25 protein-coding genes and 2 pseudogenes are annotated in these 22,874 nt (G+C 35.5%); 16 read left to right on the top strand and 11 right to left on the bottom strand.

Annotated features, from left to right (window positions below; all coding sequences use genetic code 11):
* The first annotated feature begins 236 nt into the window (after positions 1–236).
* From JCM9152_RS14065 to JCM9152_RS14080, 4 genes are all read left to right on the top strand, one after another.
* Positions 237–656 (top strand): hypothetical protein, encoded by a 420-nt coding sequence (locus tag JCM9152_RS14065; RefSeq protein ID WP_035345577.1) that lies wholly within the window; start codon positions 237–239, stop codon positions 654–656.
* Positions 657–810: 154 nt separating this feature from the next.
* Positions 811–1,029 (top strand): hypothetical protein, encoded by a 219-nt coding sequence (locus JCM9152_RS14070; RefSeq protein WP_035345579.1) that lies wholly within the window; start codon positions 811–813, stop codon positions 1,027–1,029.
* Positions 1,030–1,149: 120 nt separating this feature from the next.
* Positions 1,150–1,599 carry a GNAT family N-acetyltransferase gene (locus JCM9152_RS14075; RefSeq protein ID WP_035345581.1) on the top strand — a complete coding sequence of 150 codons (450 nt, stop codon included), beginning with the start codon at positions 1,150–1,152 and terminating at the stop codon, positions 1,597–1,599.
* Positions 1,600–2,039: 440 nt separating this feature from the next.
* Positions 2,040–2,537: a GNAT family N-acetyltransferase gene (locus JCM9152_RS14080; protein WP_035345583.1), complete on the top strand. Its 498-nt coding sequence runs from the start codon at positions 2,040–2,042 to the stop codon at positions 2,535–2,537.
* Positions 2,538–2,712: 175 nt separating this feature from the next.
* Here JCM9152_RS14080 and JCM9152_RS14085 read toward each other — a convergent pair whose 3' ends face one another.
* Positions 2,713–3,078: a DUF4180 domain-containing protein gene (locus JCM9152_RS14085; RefSeq protein ID WP_035345585.1), complete on the bottom strand. Its 366-nt coding sequence runs from the start codon at positions 3,076–3,078 to the stop codon at positions 2,713–2,715.
* A 303-nt stretch (positions 3,079–3,381) separates the two neighbouring features.
* Here JCM9152_RS14085 and JCM9152_RS14090 point away from each other — a divergent pair, with 303 nt between their 5' ends.
* Positions 3,382–3,588 (top strand): hypothetical protein, encoded by a 207-nt coding sequence (locus JCM9152_RS14090; protein ID WP_035345587.1) that lies wholly within the window; start codon positions 3,382–3,384, stop codon positions 3,586–3,588.
* A gap of 179 nt (positions 3,589–3,767) precedes the next feature.
* On the opposite strand, the gene JCM9152_RS14095 is transcribed toward JCM9152_RS14090, so the two are convergent.
* Positions 3,768–4,406, bottom strand: a complete 639-nt coding sequence (locus tag JCM9152_RS14095) for a nitroreductase family protein (protein WP_035345589.1) — start codon at positions 4,404–4,406, stop codon at positions 3,768–3,770.
* Positions 4,407–4,521: 115 nt separating this feature from the next.
* Between JCM9152_RS14095 and JCM9152_RS14100 the strand changes: the two genes are divergently transcribed.
* The 5 genes and pseudogenes from JCM9152_RS14100 (at position 4,522) to JCM9152_RS14120 (ending at position 8,014) form a co-directional block, all read left to right on the top strand.
* Positions 4,522–4,881 (top strand): MerR family transcriptional regulator, encoded by a 360-nt coding sequence (locus JCM9152_RS14100; RefSeq protein ID WP_035345591.1) that lies wholly within the window; start codon positions 4,522–4,524, stop codon positions 4,879–4,881.
* 162 nt (positions 4,882–5,043) lie between these two features.
* Positions 5,044–5,366: pseudogene (locus JCM9152_RS14105) on the top strand (ArsR/SmtB family transcription factor).
* An 89-nt stretch (positions 5,367–5,455) separates the two neighbouring features.
* Positions 5,456–6,319 (top strand): permease, encoded by an 864-nt coding sequence (locus tag JCM9152_RS14110; protein WP_035345593.1) that lies wholly within the window; start codon positions 5,456–5,458, stop codon positions 6,317–6,319.
* A 609-nt stretch (positions 6,320–6,928) separates the two neighbouring features.
* Positions 6,929–7,393, top strand: coding sequence for a MarR family winged helix-turn-helix transcriptional regulator (locus JCM9152_RS14115; RefSeq protein WP_035345595.1), 465 nt, complete (start codon positions 6,929–6,931; stop codon positions 7,391–7,393).
* A 69-nt stretch (positions 7,394–7,462) separates the two neighbouring features.
* Positions 7,463–8,014 carry a DUF2703 domain-containing protein gene (locus JCM9152_RS14120; RefSeq protein WP_035345597.1) on the top strand — a complete coding sequence of 184 codons (552 nt, stop codon included), beginning with the start codon at positions 7,463–7,465 and terminating at the stop codon, positions 8,012–8,014.
* A 342-nt stretch (positions 8,015–8,356) separates the two neighbouring features.
* On the opposite strand, the gene JCM9152_RS14125 is transcribed toward JCM9152_RS14120, so the two are convergent.
* Positions 8,357–9,154 carry an ABC transporter permease subunit gene (locus JCM9152_RS14125; RefSeq protein WP_035345599.1) on the bottom strand — a complete coding sequence of 266 codons (798 nt, stop codon included), beginning with the start codon at positions 9,152–9,154 and terminating at the stop codon, positions 8,357–8,359.
* 1 nt (position 9,155) lies between these two features.
* Positions 9,156–10,037: an ABC transporter ATP-binding protein gene (locus tag JCM9152_RS14130; RefSeq protein WP_035345601.1), complete on the bottom strand. Its 882-nt coding sequence runs from the start codon at positions 10,035–10,037 to the stop codon at positions 9,156–9,158.
* A gap of 152 nt (positions 10,038–10,189) precedes the next feature.
* Between JCM9152_RS14130 and JCM9152_RS14135 the strand changes: the two genes are divergently transcribed.
* The 6 genes from JCM9152_RS14135 (at position 10,190) to JCM9152_RS14160 (ending at position 17,110) form a co-directional block, all read left to right on the top strand.
* Positions 10,190–10,777, top strand: a complete 588-nt coding sequence (locus JCM9152_RS14135; protein WP_035345603.1) for a TetR/AcrR family transcriptional regulator — start codon at positions 10,190–10,192, stop codon at positions 10,775–10,777.
* A gap of 316 nt (positions 10,778–11,093) precedes the next feature.
* A complete protein-coding gene (locus JCM9152_RS14140) occupies positions 11,094–11,672 on the top strand; it encodes a TetR/AcrR family transcriptional regulator (protein WP_268870742.1) in 579 nt (192 codons plus the stop codon).
* Positions 11,669–12,592, top strand: coding sequence for an ABC transporter ATP-binding protein (locus JCM9152_RS14145; protein ID WP_235715721.1), 924 nt, complete (start codon positions 11,669–11,671; stop codon positions 12,590–12,592). The genes JCM9152_RS14140 and JCM9152_RS14145 overlap by 4 nt, the downstream gene beginning before the upstream one ends.
* Positions 12,585–14,192, top strand: coding sequence for an ABC transporter permease (locus JCM9152_RS14150; RefSeq protein WP_035345607.1), 1,608 nt, complete (start codon positions 12,585–12,587; stop codon positions 14,190–14,192). Before JCM9152_RS14145 ends, JCM9152_RS14150 begins: the two co-directional genes overlap by 8 nt.
* Before the next feature lie 360 nt (positions 14,193–14,552).
* Complete coding sequence (locus JCM9152_RS14155; RefSeq protein ID WP_035345609.1) at positions 14,553–15,545, top strand: DUF3231 family protein; 993 nt, start codon at positions 14,553–14,555, stop codon at positions 15,543–15,545.
* A 620-nt stretch (positions 15,546–16,165) separates the two neighbouring features.
* A complete protein-coding gene (locus JCM9152_RS14160) occupies positions 16,166–17,110 on the top strand; it encodes a sigma-70 family RNA polymerase sigma factor (RefSeq protein WP_052015970.1) in 945 nt (314 codons plus the stop codon).
* Between the two features lie 145 nt (positions 17,111–17,255).
* Here the strand turns inward: JCM9152_RS14160 and JCM9152_RS14165 are convergent, their stop codons facing one another.
* The 7 genes and pseudogenes from JCM9152_RS14165 to JCM9152_RS14185 form a co-directional block, all read right to left on the bottom strand.
* A complete protein-coding gene (locus JCM9152_RS14165; protein ID WP_052015971.1) occupies positions 17,256–17,681 on the bottom strand; it encodes a DUF6944 family repetitive protein in 426 nt (141 codons plus the stop codon).
* A gap of 11 nt (positions 17,682–17,692) precedes the next feature.
* A complete protein-coding gene (locus tag JCM9152_RS23750) occupies positions 17,693–17,815 on the bottom strand; it encodes a hypothetical protein (protein WP_268870741.1) in 123 nt (40 codons plus the stop codon).
* A gap of 199 nt (positions 17,816–18,014) precedes the next feature.
* The gene (locus tag JCM9152_RS14170; RefSeq protein WP_035345612.1) at positions 18,015–18,380 is read right to left on the bottom strand and encodes a hypothetical protein; all 366 of its coding nucleotides are present in this window, start codon (positions 18,378–18,380) and stop codon (positions 18,015–18,017) included.
* Positions 18,381–18,477: 97 nt separating this feature from the next.
* A complete protein-coding gene (locus JCM9152_RS23380; protein WP_235715722.1) occupies positions 18,478–19,284 on the bottom strand; it encodes a hypothetical protein in 807 nt (268 codons plus the stop codon).
* 77 nt (positions 19,285–19,361) lie between these two features.
* Entirely contained in the window at positions 19,362–20,339 is a 978-nt protein-coding gene (locus tag JCM9152_RS23385) for a glycosyltransferase family 4 protein (RefSeq protein ID WP_235715723.1), read from the bottom strand.
* Entirely contained in the window at positions 20,336–21,436 is a 1,101-nt protein-coding gene (locus JCM9152_RS14180; protein ID WP_035345614.1) for a CotS family spore coat protein, read from the bottom strand. Before JCM9152_RS14180 ends, JCM9152_RS23385 begins: the two co-directional genes overlap by 4 nt.
* Before the next feature lie 428 nt (positions 21,437–21,864).
* A pseudogene (locus tag JCM9152_RS14185) lies at positions 21,865–22,727 on the bottom strand (SDR family oxidoreductase).
* Between the last annotated feature and the right edge of the window lie 147 nt (positions 22,728–22,874).

Genomic DNA, 22,874 nt, shown 5'->3' on the forward strand with positions numbered 1-22,874 from the left:
TAACCATTGACGACAATGCATCAATTGTGGAAGACGCAGGATCTCCATTATAATCTTTAGATACACGAGTTGATAAGGATGATAAGAAAGAATAAATAAGAATTGGTAGAAGGCGCATTTCTTTACCTTATTGGGTATGCGCTTCTTTTCGTGTATCTGGAAGACGCAATTCTGGTTAAGGAAAAAAGTGAAACCTTTAAATAAAAGTTATCGTCCAATCTTAGGGGGGAGAATTAATGATGAAAAACAAGATGTTCTTTGCTATAACAATCCTAATTGGAATGATTGCTTTGTTTGGTTGTAGTGATAATCAACAGGAAGAAAAACAAGTCCAAGAAGCTTCATTAGTGGAAGCTAGGGAAATAACAGTTGAAGAGCGTACCGTTGACGGATATAAAACCACTAAAGTGATTGATAACAAGGATGAATTAAAATCGGTTGAAAAAATTCTGGTAGATGCAGATTGGGAGGGAAATATAGAAGTTTCTATGGATTTACCACCTGAGTACCGTTTTAGTTTGAACTCATCGAACTATGCAATATGGGTGACACCTAATGGCGATAGACTTGAGATAGTTATCGAAGGTGAAACAAAGTATATAAATCTACCCGAAAACGAGTCAGAAACTTTATTTGAATTAATTACTGGTAATTAGGTAAATTAAGATAGCTGTTATTGAGCTAGCGGAAGCGTTCTCGAAAAAGGAACGTATTTTTTATGTTAATAAAAAGGAAATTAATGTTAAAATAAAGAGACAGGATAGTAAAGAAGATTGAAAGAAGTAATCCACAAAAAAAGAAGTATAAAAGGTGGACTTATTGCTCTGGATAACTATTGGTTTCATAATAATCGGATTTTCTATGAAAAAAGGTATGGAAAGTAAGCTCGCTTTTATAAAAGCGAATACGGAAGACGAGGAAAGTTCAACAAAAGCTAAGTCCATAATTTGGTGGATAGTAAGTGTCACAGCTTGGGGAATAGTGAGTATGATTCTTATTGTTTGGTGGTTTCATTATCATTTTGGATAACTGTTGGTTTCAAATGTACTTAAACAAATGGATGCGATGCTTTAATAAAGCATCGCTTGCCTGATTGTGCTAACGAAGCAGGTTTGTGGAAGATGACAATAATTGAATGGGAGGGTTCCCTTGATAAAAATAATTGATATTAATAATAGCAAATACGCAGAAGATGTTTTAAATGTTCAAATACTATCATATAGAGTTGAGGCAGAAATAATTGGTTCATATGAAATACCACCATTAAAGGATACAGTTTATACATTACAACATTGCGATGAAACTTTCTTTGGTTATTATGAAAATAAAGAACTATGCGGAGCAATTTCTTTAAAAGTAGTTGACGATGAAATTGATATTCATAGGTTAATCGTACATCCGAACCATTTTAGGAAAGGGATTGCACAATTGCTATTAAATTTTATTGAAAGTAAGTACGAGGTTAAAAAGATAAAAGTAGCAACAGGTTCTAAAAATTCACCAGCAGTTAGATTTTATAAAAAGAATGGATTTCAAGATATTAAAGAAATCATGGTGAATGAGCAAATATCCTTAACCTTTTTTGAAAAGAAATTATAAATTTTTAATGAAGTAACGAGTGCGGAAACAGCGTACTTTCTTTATTGTTCTTTCAAATGCACCTACGGAAATACGCTACACAATCTTAGAAAAATTAGAATTTGATTTGGAAAAAGGACAGTGGAAAAAGAAGTATGGTCGGTATTAAGCAGAGTATTTCTATGAAGGTAGCTATCGCTTCTTGGTCACAGTAAAATTGAAACAATTTTTAAATTTTTAATGTTCCAATCATATCGATTGGGACATTTTCTTGTTCAACAAAACGAGGTACGTTTCTTGTAACAAGAAACGCATTTTTTATGTCAATAAAAAGGAAATTAATGTTAAACTAAAGGGGAGGTTAGTACTATAAATTAAAATGTTTTGTTTTATTCTGATGAGCAGTCTATCTATAGAAGATATATGATTTAATTATTTAGCCACATGGTAGGGGGAATACTATGACTATAAGAGAAATTAGAGTAACTGATGCAAAGAACTTTTTAGAATTACGCAAAAATTTGGATACAGAATCTAAGTTTATGATGTTGGAACCTAATGAAAGAAAAACAACAATAGAATTGGAGGCGAAGTATATTGAAGATGTCTTAAAAAATAAACTTTCCTTAATATTAGTTTCTGAAATAGGTAATGAATTAGTAGGGTATTTATCTGCTAATAGAGAAAACTTCATGCGAATGCGCCATAGTGCGTATATAGTGACTGGAATCGTGAAAAATTATATAGGTCATGGGATTGGAACAAAATTATTTGTTGAACTTGAAAACTGGTGCAAGTTAAACGATATTCATAGGCTCGAACTGACAGTGATGTGTCACAATTTTGTTGCTGTTGCACTCTATAAAAAAATGGGGTTTGAAATTGAAGGAATAAAAAAACATTCTTTGCTCATTGATGGACAATATGTTGACGAATATTATATGGCTAAACTTCTATGAGATTTTTTCATTAACCTATTTAATTTATGCTATTTTGAGAAGGGGAATTGTGTTGAAGAAATCATCTGAATTCATATTAGACATTTCCGAGAGGGAGACATGATGCTGCTGGAGGATCTATACTGAGGGGGCTCACTTTTGCTTTGCACCCTCCAGTAATCTACGTATATGTCATCTAGACTAAACTTAATTTATCAATTGCTTGCTTCTCATTAGGAAAGAAAAATATATCTTTCCCGCTATTGCTTTCATAGATAAAGTCTTTCAAACTCTTACTTGAATATACAGAAAAGTCCCCTATAATAGCTATTTTCACATGATAATTGATAAACTTTTGTAATATTTCCCCTGCGAGTTTTGTACTTAAATGAAAAAAGCCCTCACATAATGCTGATTTATTCAAAATGATACGGTTACAGCCTGTTTCATAAGCCACTGTCGCCATAAAATCCAATGCCGATTGAACATCTTTTATTAGTATCTCACTGCTAGTTACAACAGCAATTTCAATATTATTCTGATTAACGGTATTTATTTTCATAATAGTCCTCCGTTCGACAAATAAGATTGTAGTACATTCATTCATTTTAACACGTTATGGAACCTTTGAGGTGGAAAGTCCAGAGAAGAAGTAGCAACTATGTTAAAGATGAGGTTAAGTGCATTGCAACTGTAGAGGTGCAATCAAAATTAGAATTGTTAAAAATACGGTGTTTTTTTCAAGATATTTTTTATGATGAGCCGTACGACTAGTGTTGTTGAATTGTAGTAAACACTGTCCAAGGGTGGATTTAATATGGCAGTCCTAATGATATTAGAGCATATACTGTCTTGAGGTGATTCGATGACAGAACAAAATTATGATGCCACCTACAAGCTTGGGAAAACGGTTGTTCATGTGATTAGTCCTGGAGAATTGACCCCAGAAGAACTTCAAAAAAGAATAAAGGATTATCATCTTGCGGGATGGTCAGCATGGAACTCGCTAACACCTGAACAACAGAAAGCACTTAACAAAGAGGCGCAGGACGAAAGCGAAGACTCTTCATGAGTCTTGGCATATCGGACAACCTTTATAGCTTATATTAAGGTTTAATTTTTTCTAAGTTTGGCATATTACGTTATTCCTTCTGATAGCATGACATCGTTTCTAACAAAAGTGGCACTCACTAATCATCGTGAATACCACCTTTGTTCATTACTAGGTTGTTCCAATCTCTTAAATTTAATTTATCTCCAAAAAGTGATTTTATCTGAACTTAAACGAATCGATTCATAACCTTCTTCTTTCGCTTTACCTATTGATAAAATCATTACTGGTACATACCGGCTTTTATCTATTTCAAAAGTTTCAGCTAATTGGTCGTGTTCAAAACCGCCTATTGGGTTCGTATCATATCCATGTGCACGAGCTATTAGCATAAGTTGCATTGCAAAGAGACTGCTGTCAATTTTAGCAATTTCAATCCTCATTTCTCTTGGGAGACTTGGAAAAAAATCCATAATCTGTTTCAGCTGTTTATCTCGTACATCGGCAGGCATTTTTCCTTGTCTAACAGCTTCATTATAGATATCTTCAACATTTAAATAGCTTTCTGTATCACCAAAAATCAATAGCATTGCTGAGGATGTATCGTTCTGTAAAGTATTGAATTGAACAAGTGGTTTTAGCTTTTCTTTTCCTTCCGGAGTATCAACAACAACTATACGCCAAGGCTGCATGTTTGCGGAAGATGGAGCTGAGCTGGCTTCTGATATCATTTCCCTTAGTTCATCTCTTGAAATTTTAATGTTTTCATCGTAATTTCGTACAGAACGGCGTCCTCCTACAATATTGGCAAAATCATTATTTTGTAGCTTGGTTAACATGTAATCTCTCCTTTTTGATAACATTAGTTTTTTGACATTATTCATGCCCTTCGTTATCATATTCCTAATATGAACTATGAACTTAGGTTTATAGCAAGTGAAAAGAGGTCATATTATGAAAATAAATGATGTTTCCCAAAAAACAGGTTTGCCAATCTCTACAATAAGGTTTTATGAACGAAAAAATTTAATACCAGATACGTTATTAACAAGAGATGTGAATAATTATCGTATTTTTAATGAAAAGGTCGTCGATTATCTAGAAGATGTGAAAACACTTTTGTCAATTGGATTTACTCTTAATGATTTAAGTACTTTAAATAATCAAGATTGTCCCTTAGCATACGAGGAAAAGGTGAAATTTGTTGAGAACAAACTAAAAGAGATTGAAAACAAGCAAAAAAAATTAGAGGAGTCAAAAAAAATCTTATCTGAAATACTAGTAGGTAAAGCCCATTTCAAAACAAAGTGTTGATTATTTTCTATTTTTAACGTATCTACTTCGTTTTGATTTAATGTACGATTAGACAAGTATCATATATTAAATCAAAAAAAATCGATATAATACTTGCGGGTAGTGAAAATTGGATGTATTATAGAATTACATCAAAAAAAATTGATTAAGGAAGGGGCTAATATGATTAAGACAATTCCCTTAAATTCTACTCTAGAAGTGACAGACTTTGCGGCCTATGAAAAAAGGTTTAAGGCATTGGCAGATCAAAAACGCCTACATCTACTAGCCATATTGTGTAAGGAAGGGTCAGCGTGTGTTTGTGATTTAACTGATCTATTGGATATTCCCCAGTCTAAGCTTTCATATCATTTGAAAATTTTATTAGATGCAGATATTATTATGAAACAAAAAAGGGTACATGGAACTACTACAAGATAAATAACAAAGTGATCGACCATCTCTTATCTGAAGAACTTTGTTGTTTATTTCGCCCAGCTCACTGAAGCTGGGAATTATTTTAGATATTACATCAAAAAAAATTGATTTATTAAGTGGTTAAAATCAAAAAAAGTTGATATACGGAGGGGATTTTATGTTTGAGACATTTAAGAGCTTTTTGATCATTGCTGCACAGTTAACTATTTTGTTTGTAGGGGTTTCATTTCTTCTGAATTTAATTCAGGCGTATATACCTTACGATAAAGTTAAAAAACACCTAAAGAATTCAAATCCAGTAGTCGGAGGGGTCATTGCATTATTATTTGCCTTTATTACACCCTTTTGTTCTTGTTCAACCATTCCAGTTATCTTAAATCTGCTTAAAAACCATGTGAGGTTTGGGGTTGTAATGGTGTTTTTATTTGCCTCGCCTGTACTAGATCCTACGATTCTAACTATTATGACGGTCATTATGGGATGGAAAGTAACCATCTTATACATAATTATTACTGCTTCGCTTTCTTTAATAATTGGATTACTTTTGGAGAAATTCGGATTTGAAAAGTCATTAAAAAATGTAGTAATGAGTGGGTATGAACATACATCAAAGACGTTTTCTTGGAGAAATGCATGGAAAGAAACTTGGGATCTTATGAAGTCAGTTTACCCTTATTTACTGATAGGTGCAGCCATCGGTGCAATCATTCATGGACTTGTGCCAGCGGAATTTATTAGTACCTATTTCGGCAGTGATGTATGGTGGTTGATTCCACTGGCTGCAATAGTAGGGATACCGCTATACATTCGTTTATCAAGCATGATTCCGATATCTCAAATTCTAATTGTAAATGGAATGGCACTAGGGCCCGTAATGGCGATGATGATTAGTTCAGCGGGAGCAAGTTTACCAGAGTTAGTATTGTTAAAAGCAATTTTCAAAAAAGAGTTAATTGTTATGTTTGTGATATCTGTTTTAAGTATGTCAACAATATCTGGTTTCATCTTCTATTTTATTTAAGGGAGGAATTTAAATGTTTTTGAAGTTTGTCAATAGTTTGAAATTTAAAGACCCTAAGGTAAGAAAATGTTGCGATAGATGGAGTAAGCATACGAAACAACTCCTTATTGATAACAAAGTAGGTCAACGGAAACAGGAAATTGAAATGAAATATTACCTAAATGGTTAGATTGGGTAAACAATGATTTGAAAGGGGGTGGAAGTATGCTGAAAAACTTATTGAGTAAACTTAAAGAGAAAGAAAATAAGGAGTCGTCTTGCTGTAAGGTTGTGATTAAAGAAGTTCAACAACCATCTGGTAATTCAGATAAGTAGAGCTCTCGATATTGAGAGCTTTTTTTAAGATCTTTAAAAAAATGTTAGAAATAAAAGAGTTATAGTTGGTTTTTTACATTTGTCAAATGAATATCGGGTTGATGTATTGGTAAATCAAACTTAATAAAATTTCCACAAAATTAGGGCAAACTAGATGAAATCACAATAAGTTTTATGGAAATGTTTAGTGTACTAACAAAAGATCAATTTTGGTGAGTTATATATTGACATCCAATCGATAAAAGTATACTATTTGATTAAGTCAACTATATTATGAAATTTGGTGATCAGATAATGAATGTTCAAAATCAATCAAAAGAGCTTACTGAGCTTCTATACTCAATCAGTGATCGTTTCCATATGCGTGAGCAAGAACATCTATGTTGTTATGACCTGTCAGCCTCCGAGTGCCGCACTCTAAGTTATCTTAAACGCGACTCTGAACGTACAATAACGATGAACGAACTTGCAAAACAATTAAACATAACTCGTGGTGGAGCAACTCGTGTAATCGATAAACTGATTGATAAAGGATACGTGTTACGTAAAACACATCCCGAAGATGGTCGCGTTTGTTGTATTGTGTTATCTTCACAAGGGTCAGAACTGATTGATCGTATAGAAGTAGAGGTAGCGCTAAGGAATGAAAATATTCTAAAAAAACTTGATCCTGCAATGTGCCAGGTCGTTATGACTTCATTACAGGCATTAAATAGTGCAATGCAGCAGGTTCAACTCGGGGAAGAGGGGGATGAATGATTAGCATATCCTAAATTTTTTTGAGAATATAGTTGACTTAATCAATTAAATATTCAAGGAGGTTATGATGTGAACGAACAAAACAAGGTTGAATGTAAATGTGACCAATCCTCATCAAGAGCTTCTAATAATGATAAACGTAGAATTACTGTACACTTTTTAGAGCTAGATATGACCCGTGTTGGAGCATCGAGTTGCAGTACTTGCACAAGCGTAGAAGAGCAGGTGAGTCAGGTAATCGATGAGTTGAAACCGATATTGGAACAGGTAGATACGGTAATCGAGTTTAAGAAAACACTCATTCAAAGTTTAGAACAGACTAAGTCGTTACACTTTAAAGCATCGCCTACTATAAGGATAGCTGAAATGGAAATAATTCCAACAAAGGGAGACGTCCACGGCTTAGAAGATAGATATTGGGAGTGGAACGGAAATGATTATTCAACTCCTCCATCTGGTTTAATAATCGATGCTGTATTACGAGCCTATGTAGAAGATAAAAAAGTTTCAGATTTGGAAACTGAAGCTTTTCAAGTACCCGACTCCTTAAAAGTATATTTTGCTAAGCAATCTCCCGAAGAATTGGCTTCAGAAAAAGCTAATGATTGCGGTTGCCCATAATATCAAAATTTTTTTATGAAGGAGAGTATGGGGGAGATTCAGGTAGCAGGGAAAGCAGAAGGGCTTATTACAATGAAACAAAAAACATTATAAGTTATAAATATGGATACTGTACAGTAAGACAAAATGAAGAGGGTTGTTAAGTACAAAGACTTGACACTCAACTTTTAGGTGAAAAAATATTAAGAATTTGATCAATGGGTGCAAGGTGAAACAGCAAAAGTGTTTGTTTTGCACGTTACATGGTTTGCAGAAAGAATCTCACTTTCAGCCAACCTTATTTCATGTTGGGTCTGTTATAATTATGGTTAATCAGCACGCATGATAAGACTAAAACAGCTATTATAACGGCAAGTCACGCTTTTTAAATAGTATGATTGCACTAGCATAAAGGATACTGGCAAGTACACCTAAAACGACCATTGCAATATAGGCAAAAGCATCACCAGCAAATAATCGATCTGGGTTAAACAGAGCATATAGAGATAAGTTTCCAATCCAACTCATGTTCTCTGCTGAATTACCAAGCATATCTAACATAATAAATGCAATCGGAAGACCTGCGCCAAGGCCAAAACTAAATCTTGTTTCATTAGAAATAGCTGAAGCAAAAAAACATATCCCACTGATTGCGTAATAGAGAATTAATGCATAAACATTTAGCAACATAAATTTCCCAACTTCTAACTCGCCTGGGAACATAGAAGATGCAACACTCATTTGTACACCGGTAATCACTGCAAACAATAACGTAATTGAAAGCAGACTAAAAATTGCTTGTGTTACAGCAATTTTCCCACGGGAATTTGAGGTAGAAAGTAAATAGGCCATGCTACCTTTGTCTATGTGACTTGCTAAAAGACGATGGTTAACAATGATCGTTATAATTAATGGAAATAAATATAAGAGCATTGAATATAAAGAGCCTGATATGTGAGTTAACAATGTCGTCCCTACTTTAAACCCGATAGCATCAAGGAACTCTTTCGGCATCATTTCCATCATTTCTGCCATTGCCTCTGTATTTTCAGGATCAAACATGGAAGCAATCATGATAGCATAAAACGAATATATGATCGTGATGAGCAACCAAATAAAGCGGTTCGCTTTTAAGTCTGCTTTAAATAATGTGAATGACATATTATTTTCCCTCCTTGCTATAATAGCGCATAAAGATTTCCTCTAATGTTTGTGTTGAAGTATCAATACTTACTAAGCTACAATTTGCTAACGTTTTGACCATTTCGTTATAGTTCCCAGTAACAACGATCTCGACTTTGGTTTCGTCTTTGATTTCATAGTTCAAACCACTTGCCTTAATTTTTGCAATATCGGTGGTTGTAGCAAATGTAATATAAAACCTTTTTTCTAACGATGATTTTAATGTAGTAATATCTTCAACTGCGACCAGCCTTCCATCCCTGATGATTGCTACTCTTTCACAAGTACTATCTATTTCACCAAAAATATGGGAAGACATAAGAATGGTTTTACCACGACTTCTTTCTTCCTGGATAAGCTCGACAAACTTTTTCTGCATGAGTGGATCTAGCCCACTCGTTGGTTCATCAAGAATGACCACCTCTGGGTCGTGCATAAATGCCGCAATTAAACCAACCTTTTGTTTCATTCCTTTTGACATCCTGCGAATTTTTCTATCAGCTTCTAATTCGAAACGTTCTATGAGACTGTCTTGTCGTTTGTTATTGTGAGCACCTCGCATCCCTGCAATAAACTTGAGAAATTGTTTTCCTGTCATGTTATCAAAAAATGCAATTTCTCCAGGGACATATCCTAGTTTTTTTTGTATCTCAGAAGCCTGCGTCCGACAATCCAAACCTGCAATTGATGCGCTACCACTTGTTGGATTTACAAACCCCATTAAATGACGCATTGTTGTTGTTTTTCCAGCTCCATTTGGACCAAGAAACCCAAAAATCTCACCTTTTTTAACTTGAAAGCTTACATCGAAAATCCCTTTTCCATTGGAATATTTTTTAGTCAATGATTTTACTTGAATCATTTAAAGTTCCCTCCACCCCTAAAGTTATATAACAAAATGACACTTCCGTTACATAATATCATTTGGAATCTTTTCTGTCTATATTTTTTGTAACGAATAATTTGTCTTGTTATATAATTTTGTTTTAGAATACTATAGAGGTGGTTAGAAGAATGAATGGCTTTGAAAAAAGACGAAACGAGAAAAAAAAGCAAATTATAGATGCACTAACAGATCTTGTTGGAACTCGAAACCTAAGGGAAATTGGTGTGCGAGAAATTGCAGAACGAGCTGATGTCTCGCCAGCATCGATCTATAATTTTTTTGGAAGTAAAGAAGAACTTACGAAACAAGTTTTCTATCAAGTGACAGAAGAAGTTTTCGGGGAGTTTCAGAAGCTTGTTGATGATAGGGAAATGCCTTATAAAGAAAAAATTAAGACATTTCTATCGATATCAACTAAAAATCAAGAAATGCTAAATAACGAAGGTTTAAAGAATTTCATGTTTGAAGATCCTGATGTCAAAAAATATATAGAAGAGTTTTCGGTAAAAAGAGTTCTTCCTTTGTTTTTGAAGGTAATTGAGCAAGGAAAAGAAGAGGGATATATGACACACGAAATTTCTGCACGAGCGATTATGATGTACATGAATTCTTTATCTTCAATCATGAATAACCCTGAGGTAAGAGAAAACCTCGACGTCGAACTACGAAAAGAAATAACACATTTATTTTTGTACGGCTTATTTGGGAGTGAATGATGATAACCTATTGTCTTTTCATTTTGGTTTATACTCCGTAGCTAATATAACTTTGATGGTTTTTTATAAATGAGCACAAAATAGAAGAAACTATATATTCTGAATCCCCCTTATGGAAAAAGTTTTACTACTGCAATATTGTAAAAACATTTTGTTTGAGGGGGGTTAATTTTTTGTGTGAAAATTTATATTGACCATTATGGTCAATGGTGGTAAATTAATTATGACCAAAGTGGTCACTTATCTACATGCATAGGAGGGATAGACCATTTATTCAAAATTTTTAAGTCTTCCATTAGAAAAACAGAATCGAATTATCAATGCGGCGATGCAAGAATTTGTCAAAAGTGGGTTTGACAAAGCTTCTACCAATGAAATTGTCAAAGAGGCCGGTATATCAAAAGGCTCCCTGTTTAATTACTTTAATAATAAAAAAGAGCTCTATTTGTTTTTAATCGGTTATGGAAATAAGGTAATCGAACAAATTTATAAAGAAATAGATATGTCTCAAACCGACTTGTTTAAACGAATAGGGCAAATTGGGTTAATTAAGTTTAGAATTCAAAAAAAATCACCTAAAGTGTTTGATTTCCTGACATCGATAAATAACGAAGAGTCTGTTGAAGTCAAAACAGAAATTATAAAAAATAAAGAGCTTGCTCTTAAAAAAGGGTATGGGAAAATTTATGAAAATATTGATTTTTCAAAATTTCAAAAGGATATTGATATTAAAAAAGCAATGAACATCCTTAATTGGACGATGCTCGGATTCGCTGAAGAAGCGCAGAAAAAAATAAAGTCGTATGATGAAATCGATATGGAGATGCTTAAACAATGGGAGAGTTATTCAGACATATTGAAACGATCATTTTATAAAGAAGGGGATGAAGAATGATGACGAGCTTATTAGAGGCAACAAATCTGATGAAGAGGTTTGGTAAATTTACCGCTTTGGATGGGGTCAACCTTAAAGTGAACAGTGGGGAAGTCATTGGGTTTATTGGACCGAACGGAGCGGGTAAATCAACAACAATACGAATACTACTCGGTATCTTAAAGGCTACAAAAGGGGAAGTGAAAATATTCGGAAAGGATGCATGGGATGAGGCAGTGGAAATACACAAACGCATAGCCTACGTACCTGGGGATGTAAACTTATGGCCTAATTTAACTGGTGGAGAAGTCATCGATCTTTTTGTAAAACTTAAGGGCACAAATCATCAAAGCAAAAGAGAAGAATTGATCCAAAGGTTTGATTTAGATCCATCGAAAAAATGTCGTACGTATTCAAAAGGGAACAGACAAAAGGTTGCTTTAATTGCGGCTTTTTCCTCTGATGCTGATTTATATATTCTCGATGAACCAACCTCAGGCCTTGACCCGTTGATGGAAAAGGTATTCCAGGATTGTGTAGAGGAGGTAAAAAAGCAAGGGAAAAGCGTACTCCTTTCAAGCCATATCCTATCTGAAGTGGAAAGACTATGTGATAAGGTAGCTATTATTCGACAAGGAAAAATGATTGAAACTGGTACTCTGAAAGAATTGCGTCATTTAACGAGAACACAAATTCTTGCCGAAACAAAACATCCGATGAAGGGGATAAAAGAACTGAAAGGTGTTCATGAATGGGAGGAAACCGAACATGGTGTAACCTTCCAAGCTGACACAGAGGAACTTGATAACGTGATGAAGCATCTTAGTCAATTTGGAATTCTCAAACTGGAGAGTGCACCACCAACGTTAGAGGATTTATTTATGAGTCATTACGAAGGTCATGATAAGTCTATCGTGACACGAGGAGGTACGAATGGCTAAAAACTTATTTGCCAAAACCGTTCCGTTAGCGCTGTTTATTCTTCGCTTAGATCGTATTCGGATTCCATTATGGCTTGTTGGATTATCTTTTTTTACAATAATAATGCCTGTAGCATTTCAAAACTTGTACGGGGATGCCAAGGAAGACATTGCCGGAATGACAGAAACTATGAAAAACCCTGCTATGACAGCTATGCTGGGACCTGGAAATTTAGAAAACTATACAATAGGGGCGATGACGGCCCATCAGATGCTATTAATGACAGCGGTCATTGTCGGACTCATGGGGATCTTACTTGTTGCCAAGCATACTCGGGCAGATGAAGAAGATGGTCGTCTCGAAATGATTCGTTCCTTGCCGTCTGGAAAGCTTTCCTACCTTAGTGCTACCTTACTCGTGACTATTGGAACAAGTGTCGTTTTAGCATTAGTCAATGGAATCGGTTTATATGCTCTAGGGATAGAAACGATGAATCTGGAGGGATCTTTACTTTATGGAGCAGCATTAGGAGCAACCCTCTTATTTTTTGGAGGTATGACGGCCGTATTTGCCCAACTCTCAGAAAGTTCAAGAGGAACAATGGGTCTATCCATTGCTGTGTTACTGATCAGTTACCTTGTACGCGGAATGACAGATGTAAGCAATGAAGCGTTATCATGGATTTCCCCTCTTGGTTTGGTGACAAAAGCGGAAGTTTATTGGAACAACAACTGGGGTCCAATTCTCCTTATGGTAGGTGCTTCGTTCCTCTTATTCATCTTAGCAAATGTTTTGAATGCAGTTAGAGACTTGGAAAGTGGGTTTATACCTGCAAAACCAGGCAGAAAATATGCCTCTGCCTTTTTACAGAATCCCATTGGTCTTTCACTGCGGCTACAACGTACTGGAATCATTTCCTGGGCGGTGGGGATGTATGTGCTAGGGGCTTCCTACGGTTCTGTTTTAGGAGATATTGAAGCGTTTATCGGTGACAATGAACTGTATTCCCAAATATTGGTTTCGGTAGATGGGTTTTCTCTTATGGAGCAGTTTTTACCAATGCTTGTTATTGTCATCACTTTAATTGGAGTGATTCCTCCTATTATGGCGATCAATAAAGTTCGGGCGGAAGAGAAAAAAGGTCGATTGGAACATTTATTAAGTAGGGCGGTTTCCAGGATGCGGTTACTTGGAGGATATATCACTATCTCTGTGATGACTGGCTTTGTTATGAGCTCACTCGGAGCCATTGGTCTTTGGTCTGCTGGAACAGCCGTACTTGAGGAAGGACTAAGCTTTAGAATGATTTACGGAGCATTTATGAGTTATTTTCCAGCTATGCTCGTTATGATAGGAGTTTCATCACTACTCATCGCCTATTTGCCAAAACTGACTAGTCTCATATGGGTTTATGTATTTTATGGATTTATCGTCATCTATTTCGGTAGCATTTTTCAAATTCCTAATTGGGCAGCGAAATTATCACCTTTTGGACATGTTCCCCAAGCACCAATTGAAGATGTGACATTCCTTCCGATTTTCCTATTAAGCGTGTTTGCAGTATTACTTCTTACGATTGGATTACTAGGGTATAAAAAACGTGATATGGAATATCAATAAACTTAATGGTTCCAAGTTAACTCGTGATGTCATTATCCCCTTTAGCGTATTATAAAGTGATATTTGTTTGTTAACATTGATGTGTATTAACGGAGGCCTCTCTTGAGTTCAGTTACATTTGAGAGGCTTCTTTTTTGGTTGAAGCTCTTTTAAAAAACAGTATTACAACGGTACTATTGAAAAATGACTGAGTCAATTATGTTAATCAAGTGATTGGCTCTTCTTCGCCTTCGTATAATAACCGGCTATATTATAGGAGGAGAATACCAAAACAATTAATATTCTACTCACTTATTATATATTTTTTTATTTTATGTGCAAACTAATAAAAAATAAAATCCCAGTAAAAGGAGATTTTTTATGACTAAAAAACATAATGTAGGTTTATCATCTACTGAAATTGCAGGATTATGGGCTACTTATATAAATGATAGCTTATCAATCTGTATCACTAAGCATTTCTTGCAACATTCGAGCAATGAAGATGTTAAATCCTTAATTAAACTAACATTCGATTTATCAAGTAAACATATTGAGGAAATAAAGAACATTTTTGAAAAAGAAAATATTCCTATTCCTAAGGGATTTACCAATGAAGATATTGACCTTTCAGCTCCACCACTGTTTTTCGATTTATTTCCTGTAAGCTACGTTTACGGTATGAGCCGTATCGGTTTGATGACCTATGGTATCCAAATTTCTAACGTGGCCCGCGAAGATATTCGTACATTCTTCTCTAAGTGTTTAACTTCTACAACGGAACTCTATAATAAAACAGTTAATTTTATGTTATCTAAAGGGATATACGATCGTCCACCGATGATCCCATATCCTGATAAAGTTGAATTTATTACAGATAAAGAAACTTTTTTGTCCAAATGGTTAGAAAAGAAGCGCCCTTTAAATGTTCTTGAGCTATCTGAAATGTTTTTTAATATTGAGAGGAACTATTTTGGTTTAATCTTACTAATAAGTTTTATTCAAGTTGTAAAAGATGATAAAATAAAAAAATTTTTAATAAAAGGTAAAAAATTAGCTAAGAAACAAATTAATTTCTTAAACCATACTTTAATCAATGAAGATTTGCTTGGTACGATAATGGTTAATTCAGAAGTGACAACTTCCACTCAGTCTCCATTTTCTGAAAAGCTCATTATGAATCTTATAACTACGCTCAATACCCAAGGAATGACCTATATAGGTCATGCATTAAGTATTTCATCACGAACAGATCTTGCTTCTGAATATTTTCAACTAATTCCTGAAATCTTGCAGTATGGGAAGGAGGGTATAGACATCCTAATAGAAAGGGGATGGATGGAAGAACCACCCCACGCTCCGGATAGGGGATAAATGGAAGAGGATTAGGTTTGAACAATGTTGCTTCAAGAATATATAACGTAAAGATCGTTTGAAATATTGTTCAAAGACATACCTGATGTTACGAACTAGTAGGTGAATGCATATACACTAGAATTAAACGCAACTCCAGCTAGTTTGCCTTCTAGGACCATTTAAGGTTCTAGAAGGATAGATTATTCCAATTCATTTGTAAAGGATTGAAAATACTGGTTTTGGAGGGATAACATTGATGGAGACAGCTGTTTCCTAATAGAGGGAAATCACTTGATAAACATTTTGTCCTGGTGGTTTAGAGCCATGTTAATGATAAACAGGATCATTGTCGTTGATCAGTATCTTTTGGCATTCTAATCCACGCTCTCGACTATAATGGAAGTAAGCAGATTATCAAAGGAGATCATGCTCATTCATTTTGTAGACATGATATTGAACTACAGACAATGATTATCTAATAGAGTAAGCTATGAAACTATTCTAGCATTAGAAGGAATGAGAATGATAGGGGCGATTTTTTCTAATTATTAATCCACTTTGAAAAAATTGTTGAACATGCGTATAATGTTTCCCTTCTAAATCGTTATACATAATGAATAAAAAAGAAGGAGGCTATTATGACTATTTCACGTGATCAAAAGCTTTCAATTTATGATAAATCTCGAGAGCTTAAAGCAGAGTTTAACGAGTTAGTTGATGAATTTACAGAAGGTTTGTGGAGGTATTGTCGTTATTTAACGGGCTCACCTTGGGATGGAGAAGATTTGTATCAAGAAACGATGGTAAAGGCGTTTGGTAGTATACATCAACGATGGCATGCAACAAACCCAAAATCGTATCTATACAGAATAGCGACTAATACATGGATTGATCACTGTCGTAAAGAAAAAAGAATAATTGGTAGTATAGAGGAAGAAGTGCTAGCAGAAGAAACTGTTGATGGTTTAGAGATCGAAGAAGCTCTTAATCATCTAATAAGCCTTTTTACACCTAGACAATCTGCTGTCTTTCTACTTATGGAAGTATTCTCCTTTACAGCTAAAGAAGTGGCAGGGATTGTTCGGACTACTCCAGGTGCTGTTTATGCAACTGTACAACGCATGAGGAAAAAATTGAATAACCAACCACCAAAAATAAATTCAGAGTCTAATTCTACATCAAAATCAATAAAAAGTGAGCATTCTATTATTGAGAAATACTTAAATGCATTGAATAATGGAGATCTTGAAGGGGTACTGTCTATTTTTAGTGACGAAGCTTATAATGAAGCTTCATTAGGTTTCCAAGAGTTTTCTAAGGATGAGATGCGTTCAGGATCTATGCAGTTCGGTTTACCCGGTTTACGAGCTGAAAAATACAAACTTTGGGGAAGAAATGTCATTGTTGTATTTTTTGACGGAGAGCAAGGTGCAGAAATTCATGATATTCAGTATCAAGAAATTGAAAATGGAAAAATTGTTTATCATCGTAGTTATTATTTTAGGAAGGAATTTATGTTTGCTGCCTCTGAAGAGTTAGGTTACCCAGTGCAAATGGATAAACCTGTTGTTGATTGGAATTAGTATAAAAGAGATAGAAGAAAATAAATACTTAAACGTACCTCATATAGTGTTTCTGTTTGTTCCTTTTGATTTGGCATTGGAGAAGGGTTCAATATTTTTCGAAGTAATAGTTGCGGTTGTTATCACCGAAATAGTTAAATTCAAACTATTTCGGTGCACTTGTGGTTTGACTGCTTTTTGTTGCGACGAGTACTTGTAAGACAGAGCCGATGGCTTGAATCCAGCTTCCGACAAAATCAAGGTTGTCCTCATCACCTGTATTAAGTTCGATTCCACCAGCAATGGCTTGAAGTGCGTTACCAATTGTTTGTAAAAGTGTACCGTTAATACTTACAAGTGTTGAATAAGATTTTGTCTCATGGAACAATTCGGGTAGAGCGAGCGTGCTTCCGAGAGCTTGCAATAGATTTCCTTGAATGTTTAGAACTTTATTTGTCGTATCATGGTCGAAATGAATAATCAGACCGACTATGACTGTTGAATTGCCAATTGCTTGTATTTGATTTCCGATTTTATTTAACGTTTGTTCATCTATACTATCGGCAATGAGAGCATTTCCTGTCCCTTGCATCAAGTTACCGATTAAGGAAAGGTTAGTTGAAGACGCTTCTGTTTGTTTGGGGGAGGGGTACTTCCTAACGCAGAGACAATGGTGCCAACTGCTTGCAACCAAGAACCGAGTAACGCTTTTCCACTTTGGTTCATAATGAACCACTACCTCGTTTTTTACAGTATATTCAATGATCGTAAGAAAGGAACGGAAACAAACGAATCATAAAAGTACAGGGTACTTAAGGTGAGACCCTGAAAAAGTATAAATCAACTTTTTCAGGGCTCTTCTTAAGATGGTGCTCGTTATAGACTTAATGGACTTTTGGGACTGCCGCCCGTTGTAAATTTTTATTTATATTTCATCCTCATCGTCTTCTTCCTCATCCTCATCCATTTCGATTTGATCACTGACAACATCATATTTAAATTCAATCTCTGTACCGTCTAAAAAGCTAACCTGTACTTCTAAGTCTGAGAATTCAGTTGAATCAATCTGATTAAGAAGGGCATTGAGCACTTTTTTTTCAGTCATGTCAGTTGAAAGGACTAAGTTTTCAATGAAGTTTTCGCGAATAAAGCTTTGTGTGGATACTTCTTCTTTGCCTTCCTCTGTTTTGTTTACTACCGTAATTTCTTGATCATCACTCTTATATTCGACTATAACCGTTGTATCGTCGTCTCTTACAAATTCTAAAGTTAGCTCTTCAATGTGATCCATTGGGGAAACCTCCTAGTTATTTTTAAATACAATTATACGTATGTTGAAAGGATCAAACCTGATAGGGCGAATGGAGCGATTTTGTGTAAAAGAATGGTTATTTTTGTGTGAATATTTTTAAATTAGATACATTGTTTGCATCGTACGTATAGGATACTTTTTTCTCGGTTGCTTGTTTTAATTTCATCTCTAAAAGGGAGAGGACGTTTTTGGTTAGCTTCTCTACGAATACTTTTACTTCTTGCATTTTGTCTTCAGATCTACTTTCCTGGTAAAGTGTAACAAGATATTCGTTTAACTCGTTTTTTTGAAAAAGGTGTTGTTTAACAAAGGATTCTAATTCCTCGTTTTTTTCCAATTTTAGTTTATTTAATAGTTTTTGCACTTGTTGTTCAGTCTTTTGTTTGTCTTCACGAATAGTAACGTAATCCTCGTTATTAGGAGGTGAGACAAGATTACCCTCAATGATCGATTGGTTTGTTTGTTTCTCGTCTTCGTGGATAGTAGCGTTATCTTCCTTATGATTAGAAGATAGAGCAAGGTTATCTTGAAGGTTCGGCTGCTTGGTCTGTTTCTCGTCTTCGTGGATAGTAGCGTTATCATCCTCATGATTAGAAGATAGAGTAAGAATTTCTTGAAGGTTCGGCTGCTCGGTCTGTTGATCGTCATCGTGAATAGCTTCGATTGCCGCTTCGTTAGAAGACATGTTTAAGTCGTCTTGATTTACTTGCTCTGTTGGCTCGTTTGCTTCGAGAGTCTCATTTTCTAAGTCGTTCTCTATTTCTAATGATTGGGTAGATGGTGAAGGTAGCTGTTGAACCGTGTCCCAAACTGCTTTAATATCTTGTGCTACACGTTCCCACGTATAATGGTTGGTTGCGAGTTCACGACCTTTTTTACTCATTTTATCCCGTAGCCCATTATCAGATAGGATTTTTGCTAACGGTTCGACAAAGGATTCTGGCTGCTCAGGTTGTTCAATTACGATCCCATTTTCATTAGGATAATGACTTCAGGGTTGCCACCTCGTGCAGTTGTCACAATAGGTAATCCAGAGGCCATTGCTTCATAGTGTACTCGTGCGAGAGGCTCTTGCCATTGAGAAGGACAAACGAAAACATCGGCTGCTGCAAACCAGCGGTGGATTTCTGAGTGAGAGATAAAGCCAGTGTTAATGACAGGGATCGGCAATCGTGCTGCTAATGCTCTTACATATGCGATATAATCACTAATATCGTTTTGACTAAACCATTTACTCCCGACAATCACTAAAGCAATATCAGAATGTTTCTTCGCTAATTCAGGCATCGCTCGGACAAGAATATCTGCTCCTTTATTGGCAGAAAGACGACCAGCGAACAAAATCACTTTTTTTCCTTGAAGGTCGTATTGTTCACGAATTTCACGTCGCATTTGTTTTGCTAAAGGTGACTCAGGTGGAACAAACCGATCTAAATCAACACCGGAATAAATAGTTGTTCTTTTTGATTCAACCTCAGGAAATGATGCAGCAATCGTGTCACCGACATAGTTACTAATCGTAATAATTTGTGATAATTCTTGAATGGCTTTTTTGGCTTCATCAGGATTTATTTTTTCTGGCAGAAACATATCATTGTGCATGCTTAATACTAGCTTTGCATTTGGGCATACTTCCCTCACAGGTAAAACCAGTCTTGGTCGATTGAAGATATGAATGATGTCAAATTCATTTGAATGATTAATTAAAAAATCAGTAACTCCTTTCATATATGTTTCAAGTAAACCACCTTGTTTTCTAACATAACGGACTGAATCGACGATTTCATCTTCTGCTAAACTTGGATCTGTTGTTCCTAAAACGGTAAGATCATTTCCTTGTTTGATAAGATTAATAACTCCTGATATATACGTTTGAATTGCCCCACCTCTTATCGGAGGGACAGGTAGTTTTTCAGTGCAAATTAATAAAATTTTCATGAAGAGGATGCTCCTTTCCAAGCGGATTGAAGTTCGTCTATTGCTGGCCACTTACTCTCATCAGTTTGAACGATACGTGTACAAAGACTATCAAGTTCACTATCCATAAATAACTCTGGCTCATAAACGAGTTCTTTGACATTTTTATAGTATTCATTTGGTAACGACATATCAATTAGAAGAAGTTCAAAAAGGTCATTTTCAATCGGGTTCGCTTCGTGGTAGGCGTTAATCATTTCCAGCATCCACGTTACATCCCATGTGCCTAAATCGTCCATTGTTCCAGTTATTAGCTTTCTTAAATCCCGAATTGGTAAGTCATAAGCAACTCCATCTAGGTCAATCACCCACATGCCACCAGGTCCCATTTGTCCATTGGACCACCCGTAATCTTGATGAACAAGTCCCCACTCTTGGTTGCCGCGTGTGATCAATTCATAATAATTAGATTGAGTTAAACGTTCATAGGCTTTCTTTGCTTGCTCCTCAAACAGATCAGTGACGGAAAGAATGGTTGCGCTGGCTGGCATTTCTGGATAGGCGTGAGCAATATTTTTAAACCAATCCATTTTACGAATCACTTTTTGATAAGACTTAGGCCAACGGTTTAAACGAGATGGATTTTCTGCTCCAGCGGGAGGGATATACCCTTTGGATAAAGAATGAAATTCACCTAAGGCATGGCAAAGGAGTTTTGCACCTTCGATGTCTTTTGTCACCTGGTATAACGGTTCAATCCATTCTGCGACAAACCATAACTTTCCTCCTTTTTCAACGAAATTTTCACCTGAAGTTGTTTTAATAATAGGTGGAACACGGGCTTCTTTTTCTTTGACAAGGTATTCTTGAGCACCTAAACTAAATAAGCTTCGAGCCGGTCTTCTGTGCAAAATTTTTAAACTGCGAGGCCCATGGTTTGTATCTATTTTCCAGATGAGCCCACCTTTATCTGCTTTTGTCGTAATGACGACCATATTTGAGACAGTCATATCGTAATGAGTGATGACTTCCTGTGCCATCTCTTCTATATAAGCAGGAACGAAGAAATCACCTAGTGTTTCATCTTCATCCCATGGTGTAATGAGTTCTTCTTGCATACTTTTCCCTCCAATTATTGTGCTAACGTCTATAAAGTAACCTATTCTTTAATGTTCATTTGGGTATAGTTAAATGCCTAATTTGTCTATAATTTGAAAATAGGTTATTTTTAAAGTTTGATTGTGTACATAACTTTTTTAAAATGTATAAATTGTAATAGAGGAGCTAAGAGGCATTGGCCATTTAGGTGTACAGAAGGTTTAAACATTTAAGGGAAGGGGATAGAAGTCAACGATGTTTCGTGTCCGTTGGGAGTCAGTGGTGTTTATATATATGGATTAAAGTAGTGTCATTCTTAGTTGTGGGAAAAATAGAAAGCGAGCTTGTTTTGTTGACGAGAAAGAAGCTATAAATGGATAAAGATGAAGAGTGGAATTAAGAGAGCCAAGCTGTTTGTTCGTTAGCCTGGCCCGTTTTAATTTGAATGTTAAATTACTTCTCCACCATTAACATGGAGCACTTGCCCGGTGACGTAAGTGGAATCGTCGGACGCTAAGTATACATAAGTTGGAGCAAGCTCTACAGGCTGTCCTGGACGTTTTAATGGGGTGTTTGTTCCGAAATTTGCTACTTGTTCGGCCGGAAAGGAAGCGGGTATGAGAGGCGTCCAGATTGGTCCAGGAGCGACAGCATTGACACGTATACCTTTAGATGCGAGGTTTTGTGATAATCCTCTTGTTAAAGAAACCATGGCTCCTTTAGTAGCGGTATAATCCATTAAGACGGGATTTCCTTTAAAAGCTACAATAGAAGCTGTATTAATTATGGAACTACCTTTTTTCAGGTGAGGCATTGCTGCTTTAATAAGGTGAAAGCAAGAAAAGATATTCGTTTTAAATGTGCGTTCTAACTGAACGGTAGAAATGTTTTCAATCTTTTCTTGATAATGCTGTTCTGCTGCATTGTTAATGAGAACATCTAGCTGTCCGAATGTGTTAATAGTTTGATCAATGATTTCTTGGCAGAAGGATTCATCACCAATATCACCTGCAATAAGTAGACAAGAAGAGCCGTGTTTTTCAATTTCTTGTTTTGTTATTTCAGCATCTTCATGCTCATTTAAATAAGTAATGACTAGCTTAGCGCCTTCTTTTGCTAACGCGATGGATGCAGCTCTTCCAATCCCGCTATCTCCACCGGTTATGATGATCACTTTTCCATTCAGTTTACCACTGCCCGTATAATTTGGATCATCATAGATTGGTAAAGGTTCATTTCATATTCAAAGCCGGGTTGTTGAAATTGAACTTGCTTCGGTTGACCGTTAGTTTGGATGGAATCAAGTTTCATCGAGTGACCTCCTCAGTAAAAATATAACCAATCGTTTTATGTATAGTTCCACATTTTAAAAAATGTAAACATAAAAATTGGAATTGAAAATTTTAAAAATGAGGATACACGTTGATAGTACAAACTTGATATAGCCCGAATTGTTTA

The organism is Halalkalibacter hemicellulosilyticusJCM 9152, from assembly GCF_000513115.1.
Lineage (GTDB): Bacteria > Bacillota > Bacilli > Bacillales > Bacillaceae_D > Halalkalibacter > Halalkalibacter hemicellulosilyticus.

What these genes read in the sequence shown, in the direction of transcription:
- JCM9152_RS14065 (WP_035345577.1), top strand. Translation starts at nt 237, where the DNA reads ATGATGAAAAACAAGATGTTCTTTGCTATAACAATCCTAATTGGAATG.
- JCM9152_RS14080 (WP_035345583.1), top strand. Translation starts at nt 2,040, where the DNA reads ATGACTATAAGAGAAATTAGAGTAACTGATGCAAAGAACTTTTTAGAA.
- JCM9152_RS14085 (WP_035345585.1), bottom strand. Translation starts at nt 3,078, where the DNA reads ATGAAAATAAATACCGTTAATCAGAATAATATTGAAATTGCTGTTGTA.
- JCM9152_RS14090 (WP_035345587.1), top strand. Translation starts at nt 3,382, where the DNA reads ATGACAGAACAAAATTATGATGCCACCTACAAGCTTGGGAAAACGGTT.
- JCM9152_RS14095 (WP_035345589.1), bottom strand. Translation starts at nt 4,406, where the DNA reads ATGTTAACCAAGCTACAAAATAATGATTTTGCCAATATTGTAGGAGGA.
- JCM9152_RS14100 (WP_035345591.1), top strand. Translation starts at nt 4,522, where the DNA reads ATGAAAATAAATGATGTTTCCCAAAAAACAGGTTTGCCAATCTCTACA.
- JCM9152_RS14110 (WP_035345593.1), top strand. Translation starts at nt 5,456, where the DNA reads ATGTTTGAGACATTTAAGAGCTTTTTGATCATTGCTGCACAGTTAACT.
- JCM9152_RS14115 (WP_035345595.1), top strand. Translation starts at nt 6,929, where the DNA reads ATGAATGTTCAAAATCAATCAAAAGAGCTTACTGAGCTTCTATACTCA.
- JCM9152_RS14125 (WP_035345599.1), bottom strand. Translation starts at nt 9,154, where the DNA reads ATGTCATTCACATTATTTAAAGCAGACTTAAAAGCGAACCGCTTTATT.
- JCM9152_RS14130 (WP_035345601.1), bottom strand. Translation starts at nt 10,037, where the DNA reads ATGATTCAAGTAAAATCATTGACTAAAAAATATTCCAATGGAAAAGGG.
- JCM9152_RS14135 (WP_035345603.1), top strand. Translation starts at nt 10,190, where the DNA reads ATGAATGGCTTTGAAAAAAGACGAAACGAGAAAAAAAAGCAAATTATA.
- JCM9152_RS14145 (WP_235715721.1), top strand. Translation starts at nt 11,669, where the DNA reads ATGATGACGAGCTTATTAGAGGCAACAAATCTGATGAAGAGGTTTGGT.
- JCM9152_RS14150 (WP_035345607.1), top strand. Translation starts at nt 12,585, where the DNA reads ATGGCTAAAAACTTATTTGCCAAAACCGTTCCGTTAGCGCTGTTTATT.
- JCM9152_RS14155 (WP_035345609.1), top strand. Translation starts at nt 14,553, where the DNA reads ATGACTAAAAAACATAATGTAGGTTTATCATCTACTGAAATTGCAGGA.
- JCM9152_RS14160 (WP_052015970.1), top strand. Translation starts at nt 16,166, where the DNA reads ATGACTATTTCACGTGATCAAAAGCTTTCAATTTATGATAAATCTCGA.
- JCM9152_RS14165 (WP_052015971.1), bottom strand. Translation starts at nt 17,681, where the DNA reads ATGCAAGGGACAGGAAATGCTCTCATTGCCGATAGTATAGATGAACAA.
- JCM9152_RS23750 (WP_268870741.1), bottom strand. Translation starts at nt 17,815, where the DNA reads ATGAACCAAAGTGGAAAAGCGTTACTCGGTTCTTGGTTGCAAGCAGTT.
- JCM9152_RS14170 (WP_035345612.1), bottom strand. Translation starts at nt 18,380, where the DNA reads ATGGATCACATTGAAGAGCTAACTTTAGAATTTGTAAGAGACGACGAT.
- JCM9152_RS23380 (WP_235715722.1), bottom strand. Translation starts at nt 19,284, where the DNA reads ATGAGTAAAAAAGGTCGTGAACTCGCAACCAACCATTATACGTGGGAA.
- JCM9152_RS23385 (WP_235715723.1), bottom strand. Translation starts at nt 20,339, where the DNA reads ATGAAAATTTTATTAATTTGCACTGAAAAACTACCTGTCCCTCCGATA.
- JCM9152_RS14180 (WP_035345614.1), bottom strand. Translation starts at nt 21,436, where the DNA reads ATGCAAGAAGAACTCATTACACCATGGGATGAAGATGAAACACTAGGT.